This is a genomic window from Vibrio sp. MMG023, from assembly GCF_021654215.1.
In the GTDB taxonomy this organism is placed as follows: Bacteria; Pseudomonadota; Gammaproteobacteria; order Enterobacterales; family Vibrionaceae; genus Vibrio; species Vibrio jasicida.
This window is the reverse complement of record NZ_JAKFZP010000001.1, coordinates 574,313-590,868: the sequence shown is the minus strand read 5'-3', so window position 1 is coordinate 590,868 and position 16,556 is coordinate 574,313. Positions and strand designations below refer to the sequence as shown.

Annotated in this window: 18 protein-coding genes; 9 read left to right on the top strand and 9 right to left on the bottom strand. The window is 43.6% G+C overall.

The genetic code is table 11. The annotated features are described in order from the left end of the window. Positions 1-234 precede the first annotated feature (234 nt). Entirely contained in the window at positions 235-2,004 is a 1,770-nt protein-coding gene (locus L1076_RS02530) for a methyl-accepting chemotaxis protein (RefSeq protein WP_042604497.1), read from the bottom strand. Positions 2,005-2,074: 70 nt separating this feature from the next. Continuing rightward, positions 2,075-2,488: an alternative ribosome rescue aminoacyl-tRNA hydrolase ArfB gene (arfB, locus tag L1076_RS02525; RefSeq protein WP_038867424.1), complete on the bottom strand. Its 414-nt coding sequence runs from the start codon at positions 2,486-2,488 to the stop codon at positions 2,075-2,077. Between the two features lie 76 nt (positions 2,489-2,564). Here arfB and L1076_RS02520 point away from each other — a divergent pair, with 76 nt between their 5' ends. The 6 genes from L1076_RS02520 (at position 2,565) to L1076_RS02495 (ending at position 8,814) form a co-directional block, all read left to right on the top strand. Further along, positions 2,565-3,167, top strand: a complete 603-nt coding sequence (locus L1076_RS02520; protein WP_038881819.1) for a beta-phosphoglucomutase family hydrolase — start codon at positions 2,565-2,567, stop codon at positions 3,165-3,167. A gap of 232 nt (positions 3,168-3,399) precedes the next feature. Next, on the top strand, positions 3,400-4,035 hold the full coding sequence (locus L1076_RS02515) for a response regulator transcription factor (protein WP_237303079.1): 636 nt from the start codon (positions 3,400-3,402) through the stop codon (positions 4,033-4,035). A gap of 179 nt (positions 4,036-4,214) precedes the next feature. After that, entirely contained in the window at positions 4,215-4,727 is a 513-nt protein-coding gene (locus L1076_RS02510) for a hypothetical protein (protein WP_039978069.1), read from the top strand. A 50-nt stretch (positions 4,728-4,777) separates the two neighbouring features. After that, a complete protein-coding gene (locus tag L1076_RS02505) occupies positions 4,778-5,440 on the top strand; it encodes a fimbria/pilus periplasmic chaperone (protein ID WP_038881816.1) in 663 nt (220 codons plus the stop codon). Positions 5,441-5,486: 46 nt separating this feature from the next. Beyond that, on the top strand, positions 5,487-7,886 hold the full coding sequence (locus L1076_RS02500; RefSeq protein ID WP_237303078.1) for a fimbria/pilus outer membrane usher protein: 2,400 nt from the start codon (positions 5,487-5,489) through the stop codon (positions 7,884-7,886). Continuing rightward, the gene (locus L1076_RS02495) at positions 7,876-8,814 is read left to right on the top strand and encodes a hypothetical protein (RefSeq protein ID WP_237303077.1); all 939 of its coding nucleotides are present in this window, start codon (positions 7,876-7,878) and stop codon (positions 8,812-8,814) included. The genes L1076_RS02500 and L1076_RS02495 overlap by 11 nt, the downstream gene beginning before the upstream one ends. Positions 8,815-8,889: 75 nt before the next feature. Here L1076_RS02495 and L1076_RS02490 read toward each other — a convergent pair whose 3' ends face one another. Further along, the gene (locus tag L1076_RS02490; protein WP_038881814.1) at positions 8,890-9,363 is read right to left on the bottom strand and encodes an FKBP-type peptidyl-prolyl cis-trans isomerase; all 474 of its coding nucleotides are present in this window, start codon (positions 9,361-9,363) and stop codon (positions 8,890-8,892) included. Between the two features lie 14 nt (positions 9,364-9,377). Next, complete coding sequence (locus tag L1076_RS02485; protein WP_042603273.1) at positions 9,378-10,010, bottom strand: thiol:disulfide interchange protein DsbA/DsbL; 633 nt, start codon at positions 10,008-10,010, stop codon at positions 9,378-9,380. Positions 10,011-10,380: 370 nt separating this feature from the next. Here L1076_RS02485 and L1076_RS02480 point away from each other — a divergent pair, with 370 nt between their 5' ends. Further along, positions 10,381-11,007, top strand: coding sequence for an OmpA family protein (locus L1076_RS02480; RefSeq protein WP_038881812.1), 627 nt, complete (start codon positions 10,381-10,383; stop codon positions 11,005-11,007). 79 nt (positions 11,008-11,086) lie between these two features. Here L1076_RS02480 and L1076_RS02475 read toward each other — a convergent pair whose 3' ends face one another. The 4 genes from L1076_RS02475 to L1076_RS02460 form a co-directional block, all read right to left on the bottom strand. Then, positions 11,087-11,446 carry a glutaredoxin gene (locus tag L1076_RS02475; RefSeq protein WP_038867434.1) on the bottom strand — a complete coding sequence of 120 codons (360 nt, stop codon included), beginning with the start codon at positions 11,444-11,446 and terminating at the stop codon, positions 11,087-11,089. Between the two features lie 128 nt (positions 11,447-11,574). Further along, a complete protein-coding gene (locus L1076_RS02470) occupies positions 11,575-12,117 on the bottom strand; it encodes a hypothetical protein (RefSeq protein WP_237303076.1) in 543 nt (180 codons plus the stop codon). Continuing rightward, positions 12,104-12,649: a YaeQ family protein gene (locus tag L1076_RS02465; RefSeq protein WP_038867436.1), complete on the bottom strand. Its 546-nt coding sequence runs from the start codon at positions 12,647-12,649 to the stop codon at positions 12,104-12,106. Before L1076_RS02465 ends, L1076_RS02470 begins: the two co-directional genes overlap by 14 nt. Positions 12,650-12,722: 73 nt before the next feature. After that, positions 12,723-12,932 carry a cold-shock protein gene (locus tag L1076_RS02460; RefSeq protein ID WP_005433440.1) on the bottom strand — a complete coding sequence of 70 codons (210 nt, stop codon included), beginning with the start codon at positions 12,930-12,932 and terminating at the stop codon, positions 12,723-12,725. A gap of 368 nt (positions 12,933-13,300) precedes the next feature. Between L1076_RS02460 and L1076_RS02455 the strand changes: the two genes are divergently transcribed. Beyond that, the gene (locus L1076_RS02455; RefSeq protein WP_237303075.1) at positions 13,301-13,585 is read left to right on the top strand and encodes a ribosome alternative rescue factor ArfA; all 285 of its coding nucleotides are present in this window, start codon (positions 13,301-13,303) and stop codon (positions 13,583-13,585) included. Here the strand turns inward: L1076_RS02455 and L1076_RS02450 are convergent. Then, positions 13,557-14,720, bottom strand: coding sequence for a threonine/serine exporter family protein (locus tag L1076_RS02450; protein ID WP_038867439.1), 1,164 nt, complete (start codon positions 14,718-14,720; stop codon positions 13,557-13,559). The genes L1076_RS02455 and L1076_RS02450 overlap by 29 nt on opposite strands. A 362-nt stretch (positions 14,721-15,082) precedes the next feature. Here L1076_RS02450 and L1076_RS02445 point away from each other — a divergent pair, with 362 nt between their 5' ends. Next, the gene (locus L1076_RS02445) at positions 15,083-16,525 is read left to right on the top strand and encodes a sensor domain-containing diguanylate cyclase (RefSeq protein ID WP_054755223.1); all 1,443 of its coding nucleotides are present in this window, start codon (positions 15,083-15,085) and stop codon (positions 16,523-16,525) included. The last annotated feature ends 31 nt before the right edge of the window (positions 16,526-16,556 follow it).

The window sequence follows — 16,556 nt, the reverse complement described above, 5'->3', positions numbered from 1 at the left end:
AATAAAAAGCCCGATGCATGTGAGTGCCTCGGGCTTTTTGTTGACGTTGATAGTGAAAAGGCATCAGTTGCCAAGCTCTTGGCACTTGCTCCAATCTTCGACGTTTTCATATGGGCTCAAATCTTGTGACGCTAGGTCGAAGTTATTGAGCACTTTAAACATCCCTATACTCTCACTAGGATGAAGGCAGAGCGAAACTGGCGTATTCACAGAATGCTTAGTGATTGTCGCTGTCTATACGTCGCGTGTCTTAAATTTAGCGACGGCATCGTCCATATCATGAGCTTGTGCAGAAACCGAGTTCACCTCGTGCAAACATTCTTGGGCTGACTGCATGTTATTTTCGGAAATTACATTCAGTTCGGTGATCGAATCACTGACTTGGTTCATCACAATGCCTTGCTCTTCAATAGCTGATGCAATGCGCTCCGAGTTGCCTTGAATCGCGTTCATGTCGGCAATGATTTGTTGTAAGCTGGAATCCAATTGTCCTGATGCCGATAGAGTTTGTTGCCCTTGGTCATTACATTGATCAATATCTGAAACCACCATCGACATTTGCGATTGAATGTCTGACACCACGCGAGTAATCTCCTCTGTCGATTGATGTGTGCGGCTTGCCAATGCACGAACCTCATCTGCAACGACCGCAAAACCGCGTCCTTGTTCGCCAGCACGCGCCGCTTCAATTGCCGCGTTGAGAGCAAGTAGATTAGTTTGTTCTGCAATGTCTTGGATGATGTTGACTGCACCACCAATTTTCGCAACGTGTTCGTTCAAAGAACCAATCGATTGTTGGCTATTAGACAGAATGCCCGTTAACTGGCCGACATTCGTTACTGTAGCCTCGACGACAGTACGACCTTGTTCTGCGTTGCTTGCGGCTTGATGGACGCCCTCTACAGCGACGGATGTGCTTTCTGAAATCTCTCCAATTGTCGCCACCATTTGCTGTACAGCGGTTGCCATAGAAGAGGTGTGGTCAGCTTGTGCGTGGAATTGCTCCATCACACCTTCAAGTTCGCGGTGCATGTTGTCTGTGCTAGCAGATAACTGTGCGGACTTTTCTTGGGTGCCATGGATTAAGTGTTCTAGTTTATCTAATAGATCATTTAAGTGGTGACTAATGTCTACCAGCTCATCTTTGCCTTTTAGCTCAGAACGTAAACCCATATTGTTGCTTTCACTGATGTTTTTTATCGTGGCTAATAAGCTGCTGACTCGTAAGTTAATAGACCGAGATATCTGCATAATAAGGGCAAATATCACCACCAAAACCAGCACAGTGATGCTTTGCTTCACGATAGCATTCTGAGTATCGCGTTCTTGAGCCGCATTGGTCAGTGCTGAAGAGAACGTCTTAAATTGTTCTTCCACAGTATGAGAGAGGGCACGAGTCTCGCCCAATAAACCTTTATTGTAAGCAACGCCTATGGTTCGTTTCTGAGCGGAAAGCTGATGCGCACTCTCAATCAATGCTGGTACATATAAGCCTTGTAATAGGCTCTCATTAACTTCGCCTGCTTTTACGAGTTCATCGAATTGAGTCAAAGCGATCACTTGTTCGTGATTAGCGGTTATCTTGGCTTCAGACAGCGCTTGCTGATACGGTGCAAGCAACCCACTTTGGTCATCCAATCCGAAACGTTCATAGGCCGCTACAAGTTTTTGAAAGCCAGCTTGATAAGATAATAGGTCTTGTTTGAATTGGTGGCTAGAAGGGAGGTCATAACGGTTAAGAATGCCTGCCAATTCTTGTTCGGTACTAAGGAACTTATCAACGTTTCCGTCAAACTTACCAAGGTATTTGTTGTTGCCGCGTAATAAAAAGTCCTTTTCGTTACGGCGAAGGTTGAGCAATCGGATTTCCAAATCTCCGACGAGTTTAATCGCGTGGTTGAGCTCTTGGCTTTGGTTAGCGAAGTGTGACGAGGTGGCCAACAGGGTGACGATACCCAAAATGGCGATCACTCCTAGGGAGTAGAGCTTGTGCCTGATAGTCATAAAGCTTGTCCTGAATAGTTGACTAAAGTAAGGAGCCCAAAAAGGTTCCCAATGGTTAGCTCTGACGTTTTTAGTACAGCACTCTTTGGCGTTGCTGTTTTTTTGTCGCTTGCTTGTTTTTACTATCAAGTCTGCGACGTTGCGAAGCGCGTGTTGGTTTGGTTTTAATACGCTTCTTATCCGTCCGGCTAGCAGATTGGATTAACGCTTGTAATCGGTTTAATGCGTCTTCTTTGTTCTGCTCTTGCGTCCGAAATTGTTGTGCTTTGATGATGATCACTCCCTCTTTGGTGATCCGGCTATCTGACAGCGCAAGTAACCGCTCTTTATAGAAATCCGGCAATGTGGAATGACGTACATCAAAGCGCAAATGTATCGCGGACGATACCTTATTAACGTTTTGCCCACCATTTCCTTGAGCGCGGATGGGGGATAATTGGATTTCCCAGTCTTGAATTGTGACGGAGTTCGAAATTTTGAGCATGTTTACTAAATGCCAATATGGTTTGTTGCAATGGCTGATAAATTACCACTAGAGATGTATAAATAGAAGAATTGACATGAACACGATAGATTTAAGCCCCTACAAAGGTCTGATTTTCGATATGGATGGCACATTGATTGATACCATGCCAGCGCACTTGGCCGCTTGGCAAGCAACAGCCGATCGATTTGACTTCCCATTTCATCAAGACTGGTTACACAGCTTAGGTGGAATGCCAAGCTTCAAAATTGTAGGTGAAGTGAACCGTGAGCATGGTTTGTCTCTCGATCCTGAAACTGTCTCTCGTTTCAAGATGGAAACCTTTGCAGAGATGGAACTGCATGGCGAAATCATTTCCTGCACCAATACGGTTCTTGACCAATACTTTGGCGAAAAGAAGATCGCGGTTGGGACTGGCAGTCAACGTGACAGTGCACTGCGATTACTGACGAAAGCGGGTATCTTGAAGAAGCTAAACGCAGTCGTGACGGCTACTGACGTAGAAAATCACAAACCCTTCCCAGACACTTTTCTGATGGCAGCAAAACAGCTTGGCTTAAACGCGAAAGAGTGTGTGGTATTTGAAGATACCGAGCTTGGCAAAAAAGCCGCTCATGCCGCGGACATGGATTGCGTCATGGTGGAAGGGGATAAACTGGTATTTTACCCGAAAGCTTAATACAGCTAATCACTTTCAGATTACTTGGGTATAGCTTTATCTGATAGAAAAAACGCCGCGATTATCGCGGCGTTTTTGTTTTAATTTTTATTTTCTGTTTTCGAAATTTAACCCAGATAAATAAAAACTGTATTGTGAAGATAGTCAAAATATCAATCTGATAATAAAGTAATATACTCAGACTCTCTATAATTGTTATTTTTAATTATTACAATCCTTAAAAGGATGCATTATGAAGATCTCACAAAAGGTTTTTGTTGTTTCAGAAAATCCTGAGTGGTCTGAGTTGGTTATTGCGGGTCTTTCACACAGTTTTAAAGCTTATACATTTTTTATTGAAGCTTCTGTCAATAAACTTTGGGGATTGAGTGAAAATGATCTGGTTATTTATGATCGTTCTACGCTAGGAAATCCATCTCTTCATTTAATTTCTCCAATTACACGTGGAGGGGCTTGGATACTTGTGAATGCAAATCAACAAGACTTAGAAGGTGTTAAGGGTCTGATTTCTTTGGGGTGGTGTGGCTTGCTTGAGTCAGATATGACGTTAGAACTTCTCCATAAAGCCACAAGGATGGTTACCTCTGGTCAGCTTTGGTTTAGTCGAGAGGCAATGTCTTATTCCTTGAGAAACATCATAAGAGGGCAATCAAATACTGGCCTGTCCATGGAAGTTCTTGGTACGAAATATGAGTTGTCGGGGAAAGAGCAAAAAGTATTCTTATATTTAGTTCAAGGTTATTCTAATAAGGAGATTGCGGTTCAAATGAACGTAAGTTTAAGCACAGTTAAAACTCATGTATCACATATTTTATGTAAGACAGGGAAGCAAAGTCGTAATCAGCTTGGTGCCTTAATGATGGAGTAATTGTTGTTTTTATTGTTCTAAATCAATTTTATTTTTTTATGATACTTTCCTCATTCTTTATTTCATTATTGCTGGTCAGATGACCGATAGGAAAAAAGTTAATAAGGCGTAAATTTATCTCGTCTACTTAATTCAACTTTTGGTCTAAACCGCAGGAATAAATGTAAAGGAGAACAATCATGAAACGTTTAGCAGGTTTTGCAGCAATGGCGTTACTTTTATCGGCTGGTGCCGTTGCGAATCCTTGGGTCGTTGGGTCTGACGAAGGTCGTGCAGACTTTTATGTCAAGTTCAAAGGTGAAGTGCCTAAGCGTTGTGAAATGATGACTTACGGCAACTTGGACGTCATTAATTTCGACTTAACCAAATCATCTGACACCAAAGAATTTGGCTTTAAAACATGGTGCAACTCATACGGTACTAAAGGCATTGTCCAAGTTGACCCGTTCGGTTTTACCAACAGTAATGAAGATGAAATTCCAATGGAGTACAGCTTCAATGGTGAAACTAAGCTAAAAGACAAAGGGATTGACACTACCGTTGCTCGTATCCATCAAGTTGTTGAAATTAGTAACAACCTAGATAAAACGATGACTGATGAGCACAAGCTTTCAATTACCTCTAAACCTCAAGCTGGTGCGCGTTGGGGTGAATACAGCGGCGCGATGTATGTGACTCTATTCCACATGTAGAAAGGAATGTGCTGAGGGAAGCTCTGCCTATCCCTCAGCCATTATGTTGTATGAAAACACTTCGAATATTATTTCTTATCTTGATTTACATGCCAGCCCAAGTGTTGGCTTTTGAGCTTTTCCCTATGGTGCAATTTCTTTCCGATTCAGGGAAAGAGACGACGGTATTTTTTAAGGTAACCAATACCTCTCTTGCTCCTCTGCCTATCGAAGTGACTGGTGTTAAGCGATTGGTCGAATTCAACAATGAAGAGTCGCTTCTTGAAACCGGTGACTTGATGATCTTTCCACCGCAAGTTCTTATTCAACCGGGGAAATCTCAGACCATTAAAGTGCAATATATTGGTGCACCTAAGGGTGTGGCAGAGTCCTATCGCTTGATCGTGAGCCAATTGCCACTCAAAGCGAATGAAGTTGAGAAAGATGCCATACAAATGTTGTTCCGAATCGGAGCGCTTGTATTTGTGTCTCCACAAGATGCGCAAGACCATTATTCTAGCGAAATCATTGTGTCCAATGGCAAGAAGCCGAACCTGAAAATTAGCAATACAGGTTCAAGTGTTATTGAGCTAAACAAACACACTTATTCGGTTGATTGGCAAGGTCAGACTAAGCGTTGGGACTGGGAACAATTAGAACCGGTTCTGCCGATGCAATATCTCGTACCAAATCAGAAAGTTCTGGTGAACGTCGAGTCACTTCTTGTGAACTAACGACCCCCAGTTTTCATAACGTCACTGATATACACGGAAGGTTACAATGTGGCGCGCATTCGTCGTATCGATCGCTGTCCTTATTTCTGGGGCTGTATGGGGAAGCTCTTACAGCCTCTCTTTGCCCCTAGTATATGAGCAAAATCAGCTTGGCGATCTCCCTGTTGAAATACACGGTATGGCTCTAGAACGCGTATCTGTTGATGTGCTTCAAAACTTGCTTGGGCCGCGAGTGAGCCCAGAATGGTGGCAGCAGTTTTTTGGCTCAGAATCATCAACATTCGTTGATGTCGCAACGCTCGCTGAGCGTGGTATAGAAGCCACTCTCAACACTGAATCATTGTTTATTGACGTCCGCCTCTCTGCGCAAATCCTTAGCGAGCAAGACATAAATCTATCGTCTAGTTACCCCGATTTTGTTCCCTCCGAAAGTGGCTCGCTAAGCTGGTTAAATAGTTTTAGTTTTGCCTATAACAATTATTGGCAAGAGAGCGTTGAGACTTGGGACACTTCGCTGGATTGGCTGTCACAAGGCAACATCGGTGGTGCTAATGGTGTTAACTTTCTTTTCGCCAATTACCTCGAAGCGGATAACGAAACAACAAATTTTTCCCGAGGTGAGTGGATTGCTTTTTATGACAAACCTAACCTACCAATGCGCACATCTGTCGGCGATGTGATCAGCGGTGAGTCCGGACATATTTATGGAATGTCACTGGGCGGTTTTTCTGTTGAGAGTCGATATGCAGACTTGCAGCCGGATCGTGAGACAAGCCCAGAGAGCAGCCAGCAGCTTGTCCTGCTTGAATCTGCTGAAGTGGAAGTTTATGTCAACGGTGAGCGAATTTCTGGTGGGCGATTAGAGCCGGGGCGCTACAACCTTAAGAATCTGATTTTAGATAACGGTGCGAATGATATTACGGTTGTCGTTAACTATGTTTCTGGTAAGCAGGAAGTATTACGCTTTACTCAATTTTATAACGCTAAGCTGTTGAAAAAAGGTCTGATTGATTACTCTTTTTCCGTTGGGCAACCAATCATCTATGACAATCGTCAAGTTGAGTATCAAGACGAATGGGTGGCAACAGGCTATATCGAATATGGTGTTACCGATTGGTTGACGACAGGAGTCAACGGTTTGTATGCCCAAGAAGGGGCAATTTGGGGTGCATTGACGACATTTAAGAGTGCAGTCGGTAATGTCACCGCGCGTTATTCATTCAGCTCTGCAAGTTCAGACGAAGATGGGTGGATAACATCTCTTGACTACGAGAACAGTATTTTTGGCAGTGGCGAAAGCCAGTCGCCGAACTTACGTTTTGCAATTGAAAAATCGGATGACTTTCAAAGTAAGCCTTGGCAAGAGTCTCAAGAGGGTAACTCATATACGCAGTATCTCGCGAATTATTTTTGGCAAATCAATAGTGAGTTAGATCTGACCTTAACGGGGCGTGTCACGCAACTTCCGCCGGATGACGATGAGTTGCGAGGTTCTGTGTTGCTCAATTGGCGGCATGGTGGTTTTACCGTAGGGGTTGGTACCGAATACGAAGAATCCGAGCGTTATAACGAACCGGATACGCGTTTCTTGTTTACCTTTGAATACAATTGGTATTCGGATGAGCATGGAAATCGTATAGGTCTCTCTTACAACAGTGAGAATGAACGAAGCCGAGCGTATTTTAGTAATGAAGGTTTGAACTATGTCGGTGATTACGGAGTGAGAATTGAAGCGGAGCGGGATGAGTTTCGTGATACCCAACGCGCTCAACTTAGCTACACCGCAAACCGATTCAGAGCCGAGTCTGAAGTGAGTCGTGATGTGGTGAGAAAAGAAGATACCGAGCAATACCAAGCTTCAGTGCGCTTAGCGACAGCAATTGGTATGGTTGACGGCGACTGGGGGTGGGGGCGTGCAACCAGTGGGCCATTTGTCGTTGCAGAGGTACACTCAACACTGGGGGAAGCGACAGCGAATCTAGATGTAGACTCCCAAGGAAGGCCGACAGCGATAGCAACCCAAAGCATTGATGGTCTGGTCTCTATCTCGCAACCTTATGCTCGTTATGCGATGGATTATAACGTTGTGGATTCTCCCGTTGGTTATGACTGGGGGGATGGCAAACTTGAGCTAATGCCTGCGGCGGCAACCGGATATTTGTTGACGATAGGTTCCGATGCGTCATACACCGCGAGTGGTTATTTGAAGCGTCTTAGCGGTGAACCTATCGAGTACCGACAAGGGCGTGTGTTGGTTGATGATAAACAAATTGAGTTTTTCACCAACAAACAAGGGCGTTTCTTCATTCAAGGACTGAGTCCCGGTAAATACTTGGTTCAACTTTACGGTTTGAGCACCCAGCCAATCATTATCACGATTCCGGAATCTGATTCGAGCTTGATTAATTTGGGCGAAATCAAAGTGGTGCTGAGTAATGACAAGTAATCAAGTGCATTGTACTGCTAAGGAAAGGGTGAATAGGATGAACACGATAAGTTGCAGTGATGTCTTAACAATCGCAGGAATGTTGCTTGTGACCGCTTTTACTTCATCAGTGGTGGCAAGTGATATCAATGAAGCTCAGTGTGAGGGTTCGTTTCAAGTGAGTATCAATGATGTGCCGTATAAACTGAAAGTGGCGCAACCTGACACCCTGTGGTTTCAAGGTAAAGTCGAATTAGATAACCGCTTGGTCAACTGTGTAAATGGTATTGCCATCAAACCATCAAATGGTTGGCAGCAGGTTGTTACAGGGCCTCAAGGTAAGGTGAATTCGACAGTTTTGAACGCACAAAGAAAAAGCTTAAATAGAACTCCTCAAGGTGATTTTTTATTACCAAACCGTGGTGGCAAACAGGTCGATTTTTGGGTGCAAGTGCCAGAGGGTAAAATCATGCAGCCTGGGAACTATCGAGCTGATTTTGAACTGTCTATGTTCGGTAAGCAAGTGGACGCAGTCGTCAAAAATGCCAGCCTTGATTACACCATAAAGCCTTTCGTTCGTGCGAGGATTGAAGCTAAGTCTAGCTCTCGCATTTCCGTATCGGGGGCGAGAATCACCGTGGATATGGGGAACCTGACTAACCAAAATCATAGAGCGTTGGATATTATTGTGATTAGCAATGCATCGGTTAAACTCGAGCTAAATTCATTGAATAACGGCCATCTTGTTAATACTAGGAAACCCACTCACAAGGTCCCTTATACCACTTCGTTGCAAGGGCAGAATATCGACTTAGATAGCCCTATATTTTTAAATACTCGACGTGGTAATCAAACTCGATTCAACATGGCTTTTGAAAACAAAGCCGTACCCGGAGCCACCGCTGGGCAGTATGAAGATGAGATGACGGTAAGTTTGATTGCATACTGACTACGTTGGATGTAAGCTAAACCAATAAAACAAAAACGCCGCGATTATCGCGGCGTTTTTTAGTTTATGGAGAGGTTATTGGATATCCAATAGCTCCACGTCGAAAATCAAGACGCTCGCTGGTGGGATTGGGCCTGAGCCACTTTTCCCGTAACCTAGTGTACTTGGCACGAACAGGCGGATTTTTTCGCCAACAACCATGTACTGTAAACCTTCTTGCCAACCCTTGATCACTTGGTTAAGACCAAATGAGATCGGCTCGCCACGATTTACTGAGCTATCGAATACCGTACCGTCGATAAGTGTACCGTGATAGTGTACTTTTACTTTGCTGTTCGCTGTTGGGTGGACTTCACCAGTACCTTTTTCTAGTACTAAGTACTGTAGGCCACTTTCTGTTGTAATGACGCCTTCGGCTTTGCTGTTTTCTAGCAAGAACGCTTGGCCTTTTGCAAAGTTTTCATCTGCGACTTTATGGTTTGTCCAAGTGCGGTAAATAAAAAAGCCAGCTAGGATGAAAATGATAAGAGGAAACAGAAATTTAGACACAATTGCTCCTTGTCTTATTTTGGTTGTTTTAGCAGATAATTGATGGTGTCAGCCATTGCTTCAACGGTTTCATGACCACCAGTGATCACTTGGTATTTGCCGTTTACGATAAAGGCAGGTACTGAGTTAATCTGACCACGAGTTGTGATTTCTTCTGCCTTTGCAATGAACTTAAACAGCTCAGCTTGTTGAGCTTCGTCCAATTGGTATGGGCTAATTAAATTACGAGATTCAAATACTTTCTCTACTGCTGCTTGACGCTCATCAGTCGTCGCTTCTGACCCCATTTGGACTGCTGCAAACAATTCTTCCATGAATGCTTTGTCTGGTGTGCCATCTAATTGCATAACCGCTGTGTAGAAGATGATGGCACTGATTTGCGCGCTTTCATTGAACGTCACATGCATTTTTTGCACTTTCTGTTCAGTGAGTGATTCGATTTGAGGAACAAAGGTTTCCATCGTACGGCAGTGACCACAGTTGAGAGAGAAGACTTCCGTCAGTGGGGCTAGGTCATATTCCGTCAATGATGCTGGCAGTACTTCGTATTGTTTACCTTGTTGTGGCTGAGAATTGCCGTTATCACAAGCCGCAAGTGCCGCTACTGCGGCAAAAAGGACAACGCCTTTAGAGATGGTTTTAAACATGGGTGACGCTCTAGATTGTAAAGTTATCGATAGTTTATCGGTTAACGTTATCAACGAAAACCATTAAAACGGCTTGTTACACTAAAGTGAGACAATCGAAGAAAGTTTAGTCAAAACATAGTTATGGCGCGTGGTTTGTTGCCCTAAATCATGTTAGCGGATGTTAGCTCATAGAATTTGGTCGCAACTTAGTGATGTACATATGATGGGATAGGCGGTTAAACCTTTGGAAACACCGATAAATTGTCGAGTAAAAGAAAACATTGGCACGATAGGTGCTTGTAAAATAGATTAGAAAAACGAAAGCACTAAAGTTTGGACATTTTGAGCCGACACAGTGAGCAGGAATTCATTCTACGTTGGTAACAGTATGAAGCATTGGTTTTTAGTTGCATGCGGTATGTTAGCCGGATGCACCAGCATGGATCCTAACATGGTCCCAGGGGGGAACATTCTTGATACCGCCCCTCGAACAAATTCAGAGCTAAGACATCCAGAGTGGGGTTACGCACCTACTTCTTATGTTTCTGCACCGAGACAGACTACACAAGCGACGAGTTCGATGGGAAAAAAGCCACAGGGCGTGATGTCACTGGAGATGTTTTTAAATAGGCATCAAATCGCCCACGAAACCATCAGTGGCGAGCATCTTATGATTCGGTTGAAAGAGCAGGTTCATTTCCAAACTGGCTCAGCGAAGCTCTCTTCGCAATCTCAAGATTGGATTCGTAACCTAGGTCATTATTTATCAGGCAGAACGGATGTCGATGTCGTGATTGATGGCCATGCGGACAGTACAGGTGCTGCAAGTTTCAACGACAGTTTGTCAGAAAAGCGAGCTCGTGAAGTCGAGAAGCAATTGTTGGCGACGAGTTTACCGCGCCAGCGCGTGTTTTCTCGTGGCTTTGGAGAATACGTACCACAATGCAGCAACGCGACGTCAACTGGTAAAGCTTGTAACCGTCGAGTAGAACTAATGTTGATTGTGGATCAGTAAACAGAATAATGTTTTCGCATCAAAGAAAAGAGGCACCAATAGGTGCCTCTTCTACATCCGCCAATGTTCTTAGGGGGAACTAGGCAAATTCTTTTTCAATGTATGTCACGATGTCTGAAGATTCGTAAAGCCATTGTGTCTCGCCATCTTTTTCAATACGAAGACACGGTACTTTAACGCGACCGCCACCTTGCTCCAGTGCTTCACGATGTACTGAGTCATTTTTTGCGTCACGCAATTCGATGTTTACTGACTGGCGTTTCATCGCTCGACGAACTTTTACGCAAAAAGGACAGGCTTCAAATTGGTATAGCGCGTAATGTGTGGCTTTTTCGTCAACACTTTTTTGAGCTTCTTCGCTACGCTTAACGCCGCGAGGAGAGAATACAGCATTGAGAAGTAAAATGATTTTTCCCAAAATCCAACGGATAAACGTCATAATGATCCCTTGATGTTCAATGGATGAGTGTCCTTTACGAGCATGCAACGAGCTCAATAGTTAAGAAATCGTTGCATGTATGTAGGGCGTAGTCTAGCAGGTGTCGGGTTTTGACAAAACCATGTTTTTTATGAGGAAAAGAGTTGCCTTAACCAACCAAGTAATCCATTCGATTTGGCTGGGGTTGCTTCTTTACCAAGGTAGAAGCTCTGCATTAAGTCGGTACGGAAAGCATCGAGATCCATACGTTTAATTACGAGTTCGTGCTGAAGGCTTTCTTGAGTTTGTTCTGCATGATCATGAGCAAGACTAAAATCCATGTTTAAGTAGCCTTGCGTATACAGCCATAGGTGAGTTATGAGTATTAAGTCTTCTGCGGACTGATTAGTAAACTTGTCTGCATGCTCATCGCCTAAGGTATCACTCAGCGCTTTCTGCATATGTTGAGAAGACGTGGAATGCTGCTCGTACAGTGCGCTGGCTTCAATATGAGACTTGGTCAAAAGTCCAAGTAAATGCAGGGCTGGCGCCGTTTCAGGCTTGTTTTCACATACTCTAATGAACAATGGGGCTTGTTCTTTGGTCCAACGTCGTCTCGCGGCTTTATGCTCGTTAACGAAAGGGATGTTTTTGAACCCCATTTCTTGGAGCAGTTCATTAAGAGGCGTCATTACTTTGTAATTCCTTCACCGTCACTTCGACGTGTTGTTCGTTTATATCAACGAAAATTGAGGTGCCGGTAATCATAACAGAAAGGCTAGTGCCGCGGTCAAGGTGTTGTGAAATCAAGTCGATAGCGTCGTAATCCAAACTTGCCACATCAACAGGAAGCATGCCAAACTTGCCTGCCATCTTGTCCCACCAAACGGATGCTTTTGTGTTGTAGGTATACACTTTTACACGTTTTGCTAAGCGGGTTGCTTTCTTGATGCGGTCCGGTTCTGGCTCACCAATTTCGATCCAGTGCGTGATGCTCTGATCGTCTTCCACCCGCCACAAATCCGGTTCTTCAGTTGTTGAAAGACCTTTCGTGAACTCTAAATCATCTTTTGCATTAAGACAGAAAGCCAAAATACGCGCGAGCATGCGTTGTGGTTTCTCTGAAGGATGAAGGGCGATGGTTAGGTTCTTAGAGTCGTAGTGGTCGTTGTTCATATCGGAGATTGCGATACGAAACTTGTAAATTGTCGGTTTTAAAGCCATAAGGGGTATCAATAAATTAAGGGCAAAAAAATAGCCAGCTTAGAGCTGGCTACCATATCAAAATCTTAAAGGATTAAACTAGAGTGATTTTCTCAGCTTGTGGACCTTTTTGACCTTGAGTGATTTCGAATTCTACTTTCTGGCCTTCAACAAGAGTACGGAAGCCGTCACCTTGGATTGCAGAGAAGTGAGCGAAAACGTCAGGACCGTTTTCTTGTTGGATGAAGCCGAAGCCTTTAGTTTCGTTGAACCACTTAACTGTACCAGTAGCTTTGTTAGACATGTCTATTTCCTAAATATCTAATTTATGTAAATCTTCGCCTAATACGGCGCTTATAGCGTGGAAAAATAAATTGCTATTGCGTACCACAGGACGGGGGAATTACGAGTAATCCAACGAAATGTGAAAACAAAGAACTTTCTTTCTAGCCGTGAGAGAGTCTAGGTTAAATACAGGCAGAGTCAACATATATTGGTGCTTATAGGGCAAATATTTGTATTTAGTCACTTTTTAACCACTGTATTTTTGATGAAATTTCAAATAAATGACGTTGTTGTGAAGTTTTTGAAGAATAAAATGAATTTAATTCTACAAATTTGACTATTTTCGAAAATTATTGTCCAATCTGGTTCGACCATTGCGGAGGACTTATGGCAACGAAAAAACCGACTCCTCAGCTGAATGAATGTCATCAAGATACCGAATTCGGCCGAGGTGAAATCAAAGATAACGCACTAAAAGCAGTAGTAACCAGCCAACTATTCAAAACTCGAGTAGTAAAAGCAAAGAAAGGGAAAGGCAGTTTTAACAGAAAAGAGAAACATAGAGGCAAAGAGCCCTATTCAAAGTTTTCACTACAGTGGATTTTGAATAGGGCTTTTTTCATGGCTGAAGAATCGATGTTGGCTAGCGTTCAATTTTTGGCGAGTAGATAGAGTAAGCGGTGATTTGTCCAGCAACGATGGCCGAGAACATAAACAGGGCAGAAAGACCAATACTTGGTATTGGTAGAATTGATTGTTCAAACACAGATTGACTTGCGCTAACCAACACGCGACTGCCTGGAACCAAAATGATGATGCCTTGGACAATGTAAATGGATCCCGTTAACTCCATCTTTTTCGCTATCCATGTACCGTATAACGTGATCAACACGGTTGTTACCCATGTGCCTACCACCCAACCACTTTCAAATCCAAGGTAGAAAGGTCCCCACATCCCGAGCATAGCAACGGGTAAGCCCAATAGAATATCGATCAGACGGGCATTAAAAATCACACCCAAACAAGCAGAGATTAAAAATAAGCCGCTGATGTGCATCCAAATCGGGATCTCGTTGGTATACGCGATGGACTGGGCTTGCCCCCAAATCGCCTCGCCAATATTGAGACCCATAGTGATGCCGACAAACAGTTTGATCAATGTGAGTGCACATTGTCCGAGTAAACTCGTTCCGGAAACCAAATCATTAAATGCTAAACATTCAAGTGAGTTGGCGATAGATAGTCCCGGCACAAATAAGACAATAGTCGCGATGCACAATGCCCAAACGGGTATAGGTAAACCTGTGCTGGAAAGATAGGCAACGATGATGCCTGTAAATAGGGCGGCGATGAACTCGACGGCTATTGCTCGTCGAGCCCGACAGACCTGCTGACAGCCCCACACCATAAAACCGAGTAAAAATGCAAAACCAACCGCTTCTAATGTGCTACCAACTAACATTAAATACGCTGGCGGTATGCCCATGTTCGCAAGCGCAATGACCCAAGGCGGATAGCCCGCAGGTTCAGGAACGGGGTCGCTACTCGGTTGGTTGATCCGGATAATGGTGTTCGCTAACAAGCTTAGATTAATAGAGGCAGGTTTTAGGCGCTTAAGAACCACAGCGTTGTTGTCATCGGGAAATTGATAGTTGATCGCAGTCGGTGTCGCTTGGATCATCACATCGACGCCATGCTTTTGAGCATAGTGTTGAGTGTACTTCTCTACCTTGTATGGTGCGCAACCACTGCGGTGCAATGTATCGCCAATTTCGACGATTTTGTTAATTCTATATTGAGAAGGCATAGCGAAAGCGAAAAATTCGGGTCACAAAAAAATTGCGCGTAAGTTAACAAAAACCACAGTTATCGAGCGAATAATCATTACATTTTTTATGTTTTTTTGTGGGCTATGTCAGGTGTTTTCGCTGCTGCATAAAAATTCTAAGCAAACGTTTGAGTTCTACCATACTATTCTCGATATAAAATTCATCACAAAGGCTTATCAATTGGCAGTAACGAATAGTTAAAAAGTATCATTTTTGAGAAAATATGTATTAATTTAGATTCATATCAATAAGGTGTTCTACCAGTTTGATAAGTCTCTGCTATATCTTAGGTTCGATTGAAGTCTTAGACGAGATGAACCTAAGGTTGGCGAAAGTTTGTATGTACCTCTTACGTTATAGTTCTTATGGTTGGAAAAGCACAAAGCTGCTCTTTTTAACGCTGGTGATGACGGTGTTGTACAGTGCTGCTTGTTATAGCCATGATTCGCAGCAAGATACACTTGTTGTCGCCAATTCTAAAGCGTGGAAACCTTTTTCTTACCTAACGCCAGATGGTGAACCTCAAGGCATTCTTATCGACTTTTGGAAAGAATTTGCAGCTCGAAATCATCTACACGTAGAATTTCTACTCTTAGACTGGGAAGCATCGTTACAAGCCGTGAAAGAGGGCAAGGCTGATATTCATGCCGGGTTGATTTATTCACGAGAGAGGGATGCCTATTTAGACTTTGGCTCGGTGATCATGCCAATTGATACCCAACTGTATATCAACAAGGACATACTGGGCCTTGAAATCAATGCGGTGCTTAAGGGCGACTCGGCAATGGAAGTGGGCATCGTAAAAGGTGGCTACGAAGAGTTCTTTGTACGGCAAAGATACCCGAAAGCAACACTCACCCTTTATGCAAATAATGATGCGATGCTGCGTGCCGCGGCAGAGAAGAAAATTTTCCTATTCGTAGCTGATATGCAAGTCACTAATTTTTACATGGCAACCGTGCCGGAGGGCCTGACATTCGTTCCTGCGTTGCATCTTTATAGTAAAGACTTAAGAATTGCAGCAGGAGTTGGCAGCCCTATGTCCATTGCAAAAATTTCACATGCCTTTGAACGAGTGCTAGAAACGGATAAAGATCGCATCTTAAGCCGCTGGATACATGTGAAAACCGTATACCCCACTTACCTTGTCCCCGTTGCCGTTTTTGCTCTTATCATCGCTGCAATGTTTCATATCTTTTCATTAAAACGAACTGTCGAGTTACGGACTCGGCAGTTAACGCTCGCCAACCAACAATTATTCGAGTTGACCCTGACTGATCCTTTGACAAAGCTCTACAACCGCCGTCATTTGATAGAGCAACTTTCTACGCTGAGCGCCATTCGCAGCAACTTGACGGTTATGGTGTTTGATATCGATGACTTTAAGTCGATTAACGACCAGTTTGGTCACCTAGTTGGGGACAAAGCGATCGTCGCGGTTGCGAATACCGCGCAATCCGTTATTGATGAGCGCATGACGCTTGCTCGTATTGGTGGTGAAGAATTCGCTTTGGTGACAGCAGCACTCTCCGCGGAAGAAGCAGAAGTGCTTGCTAGGGAAATTTGTGCTCGGATAAACGATTTTCCCATATTGCTAGATGGAAAAACTATGCACGTTAGTGTCAGCCTAGGATGCGCTTTCTATCCAACATTCGATGCAAAATTAAGTTTACAAGACGCAGATCAACTTATGTATTGCGGTAAGGCCAATGGTAAGAACCGCGCTGTTTTTCAGATCATTAATAGAACTAACGTTGAGCCGTTACTTCGTAAGGTTCAGTAAAACTTTGAACCACCTCTCGCTACCCCCTCCA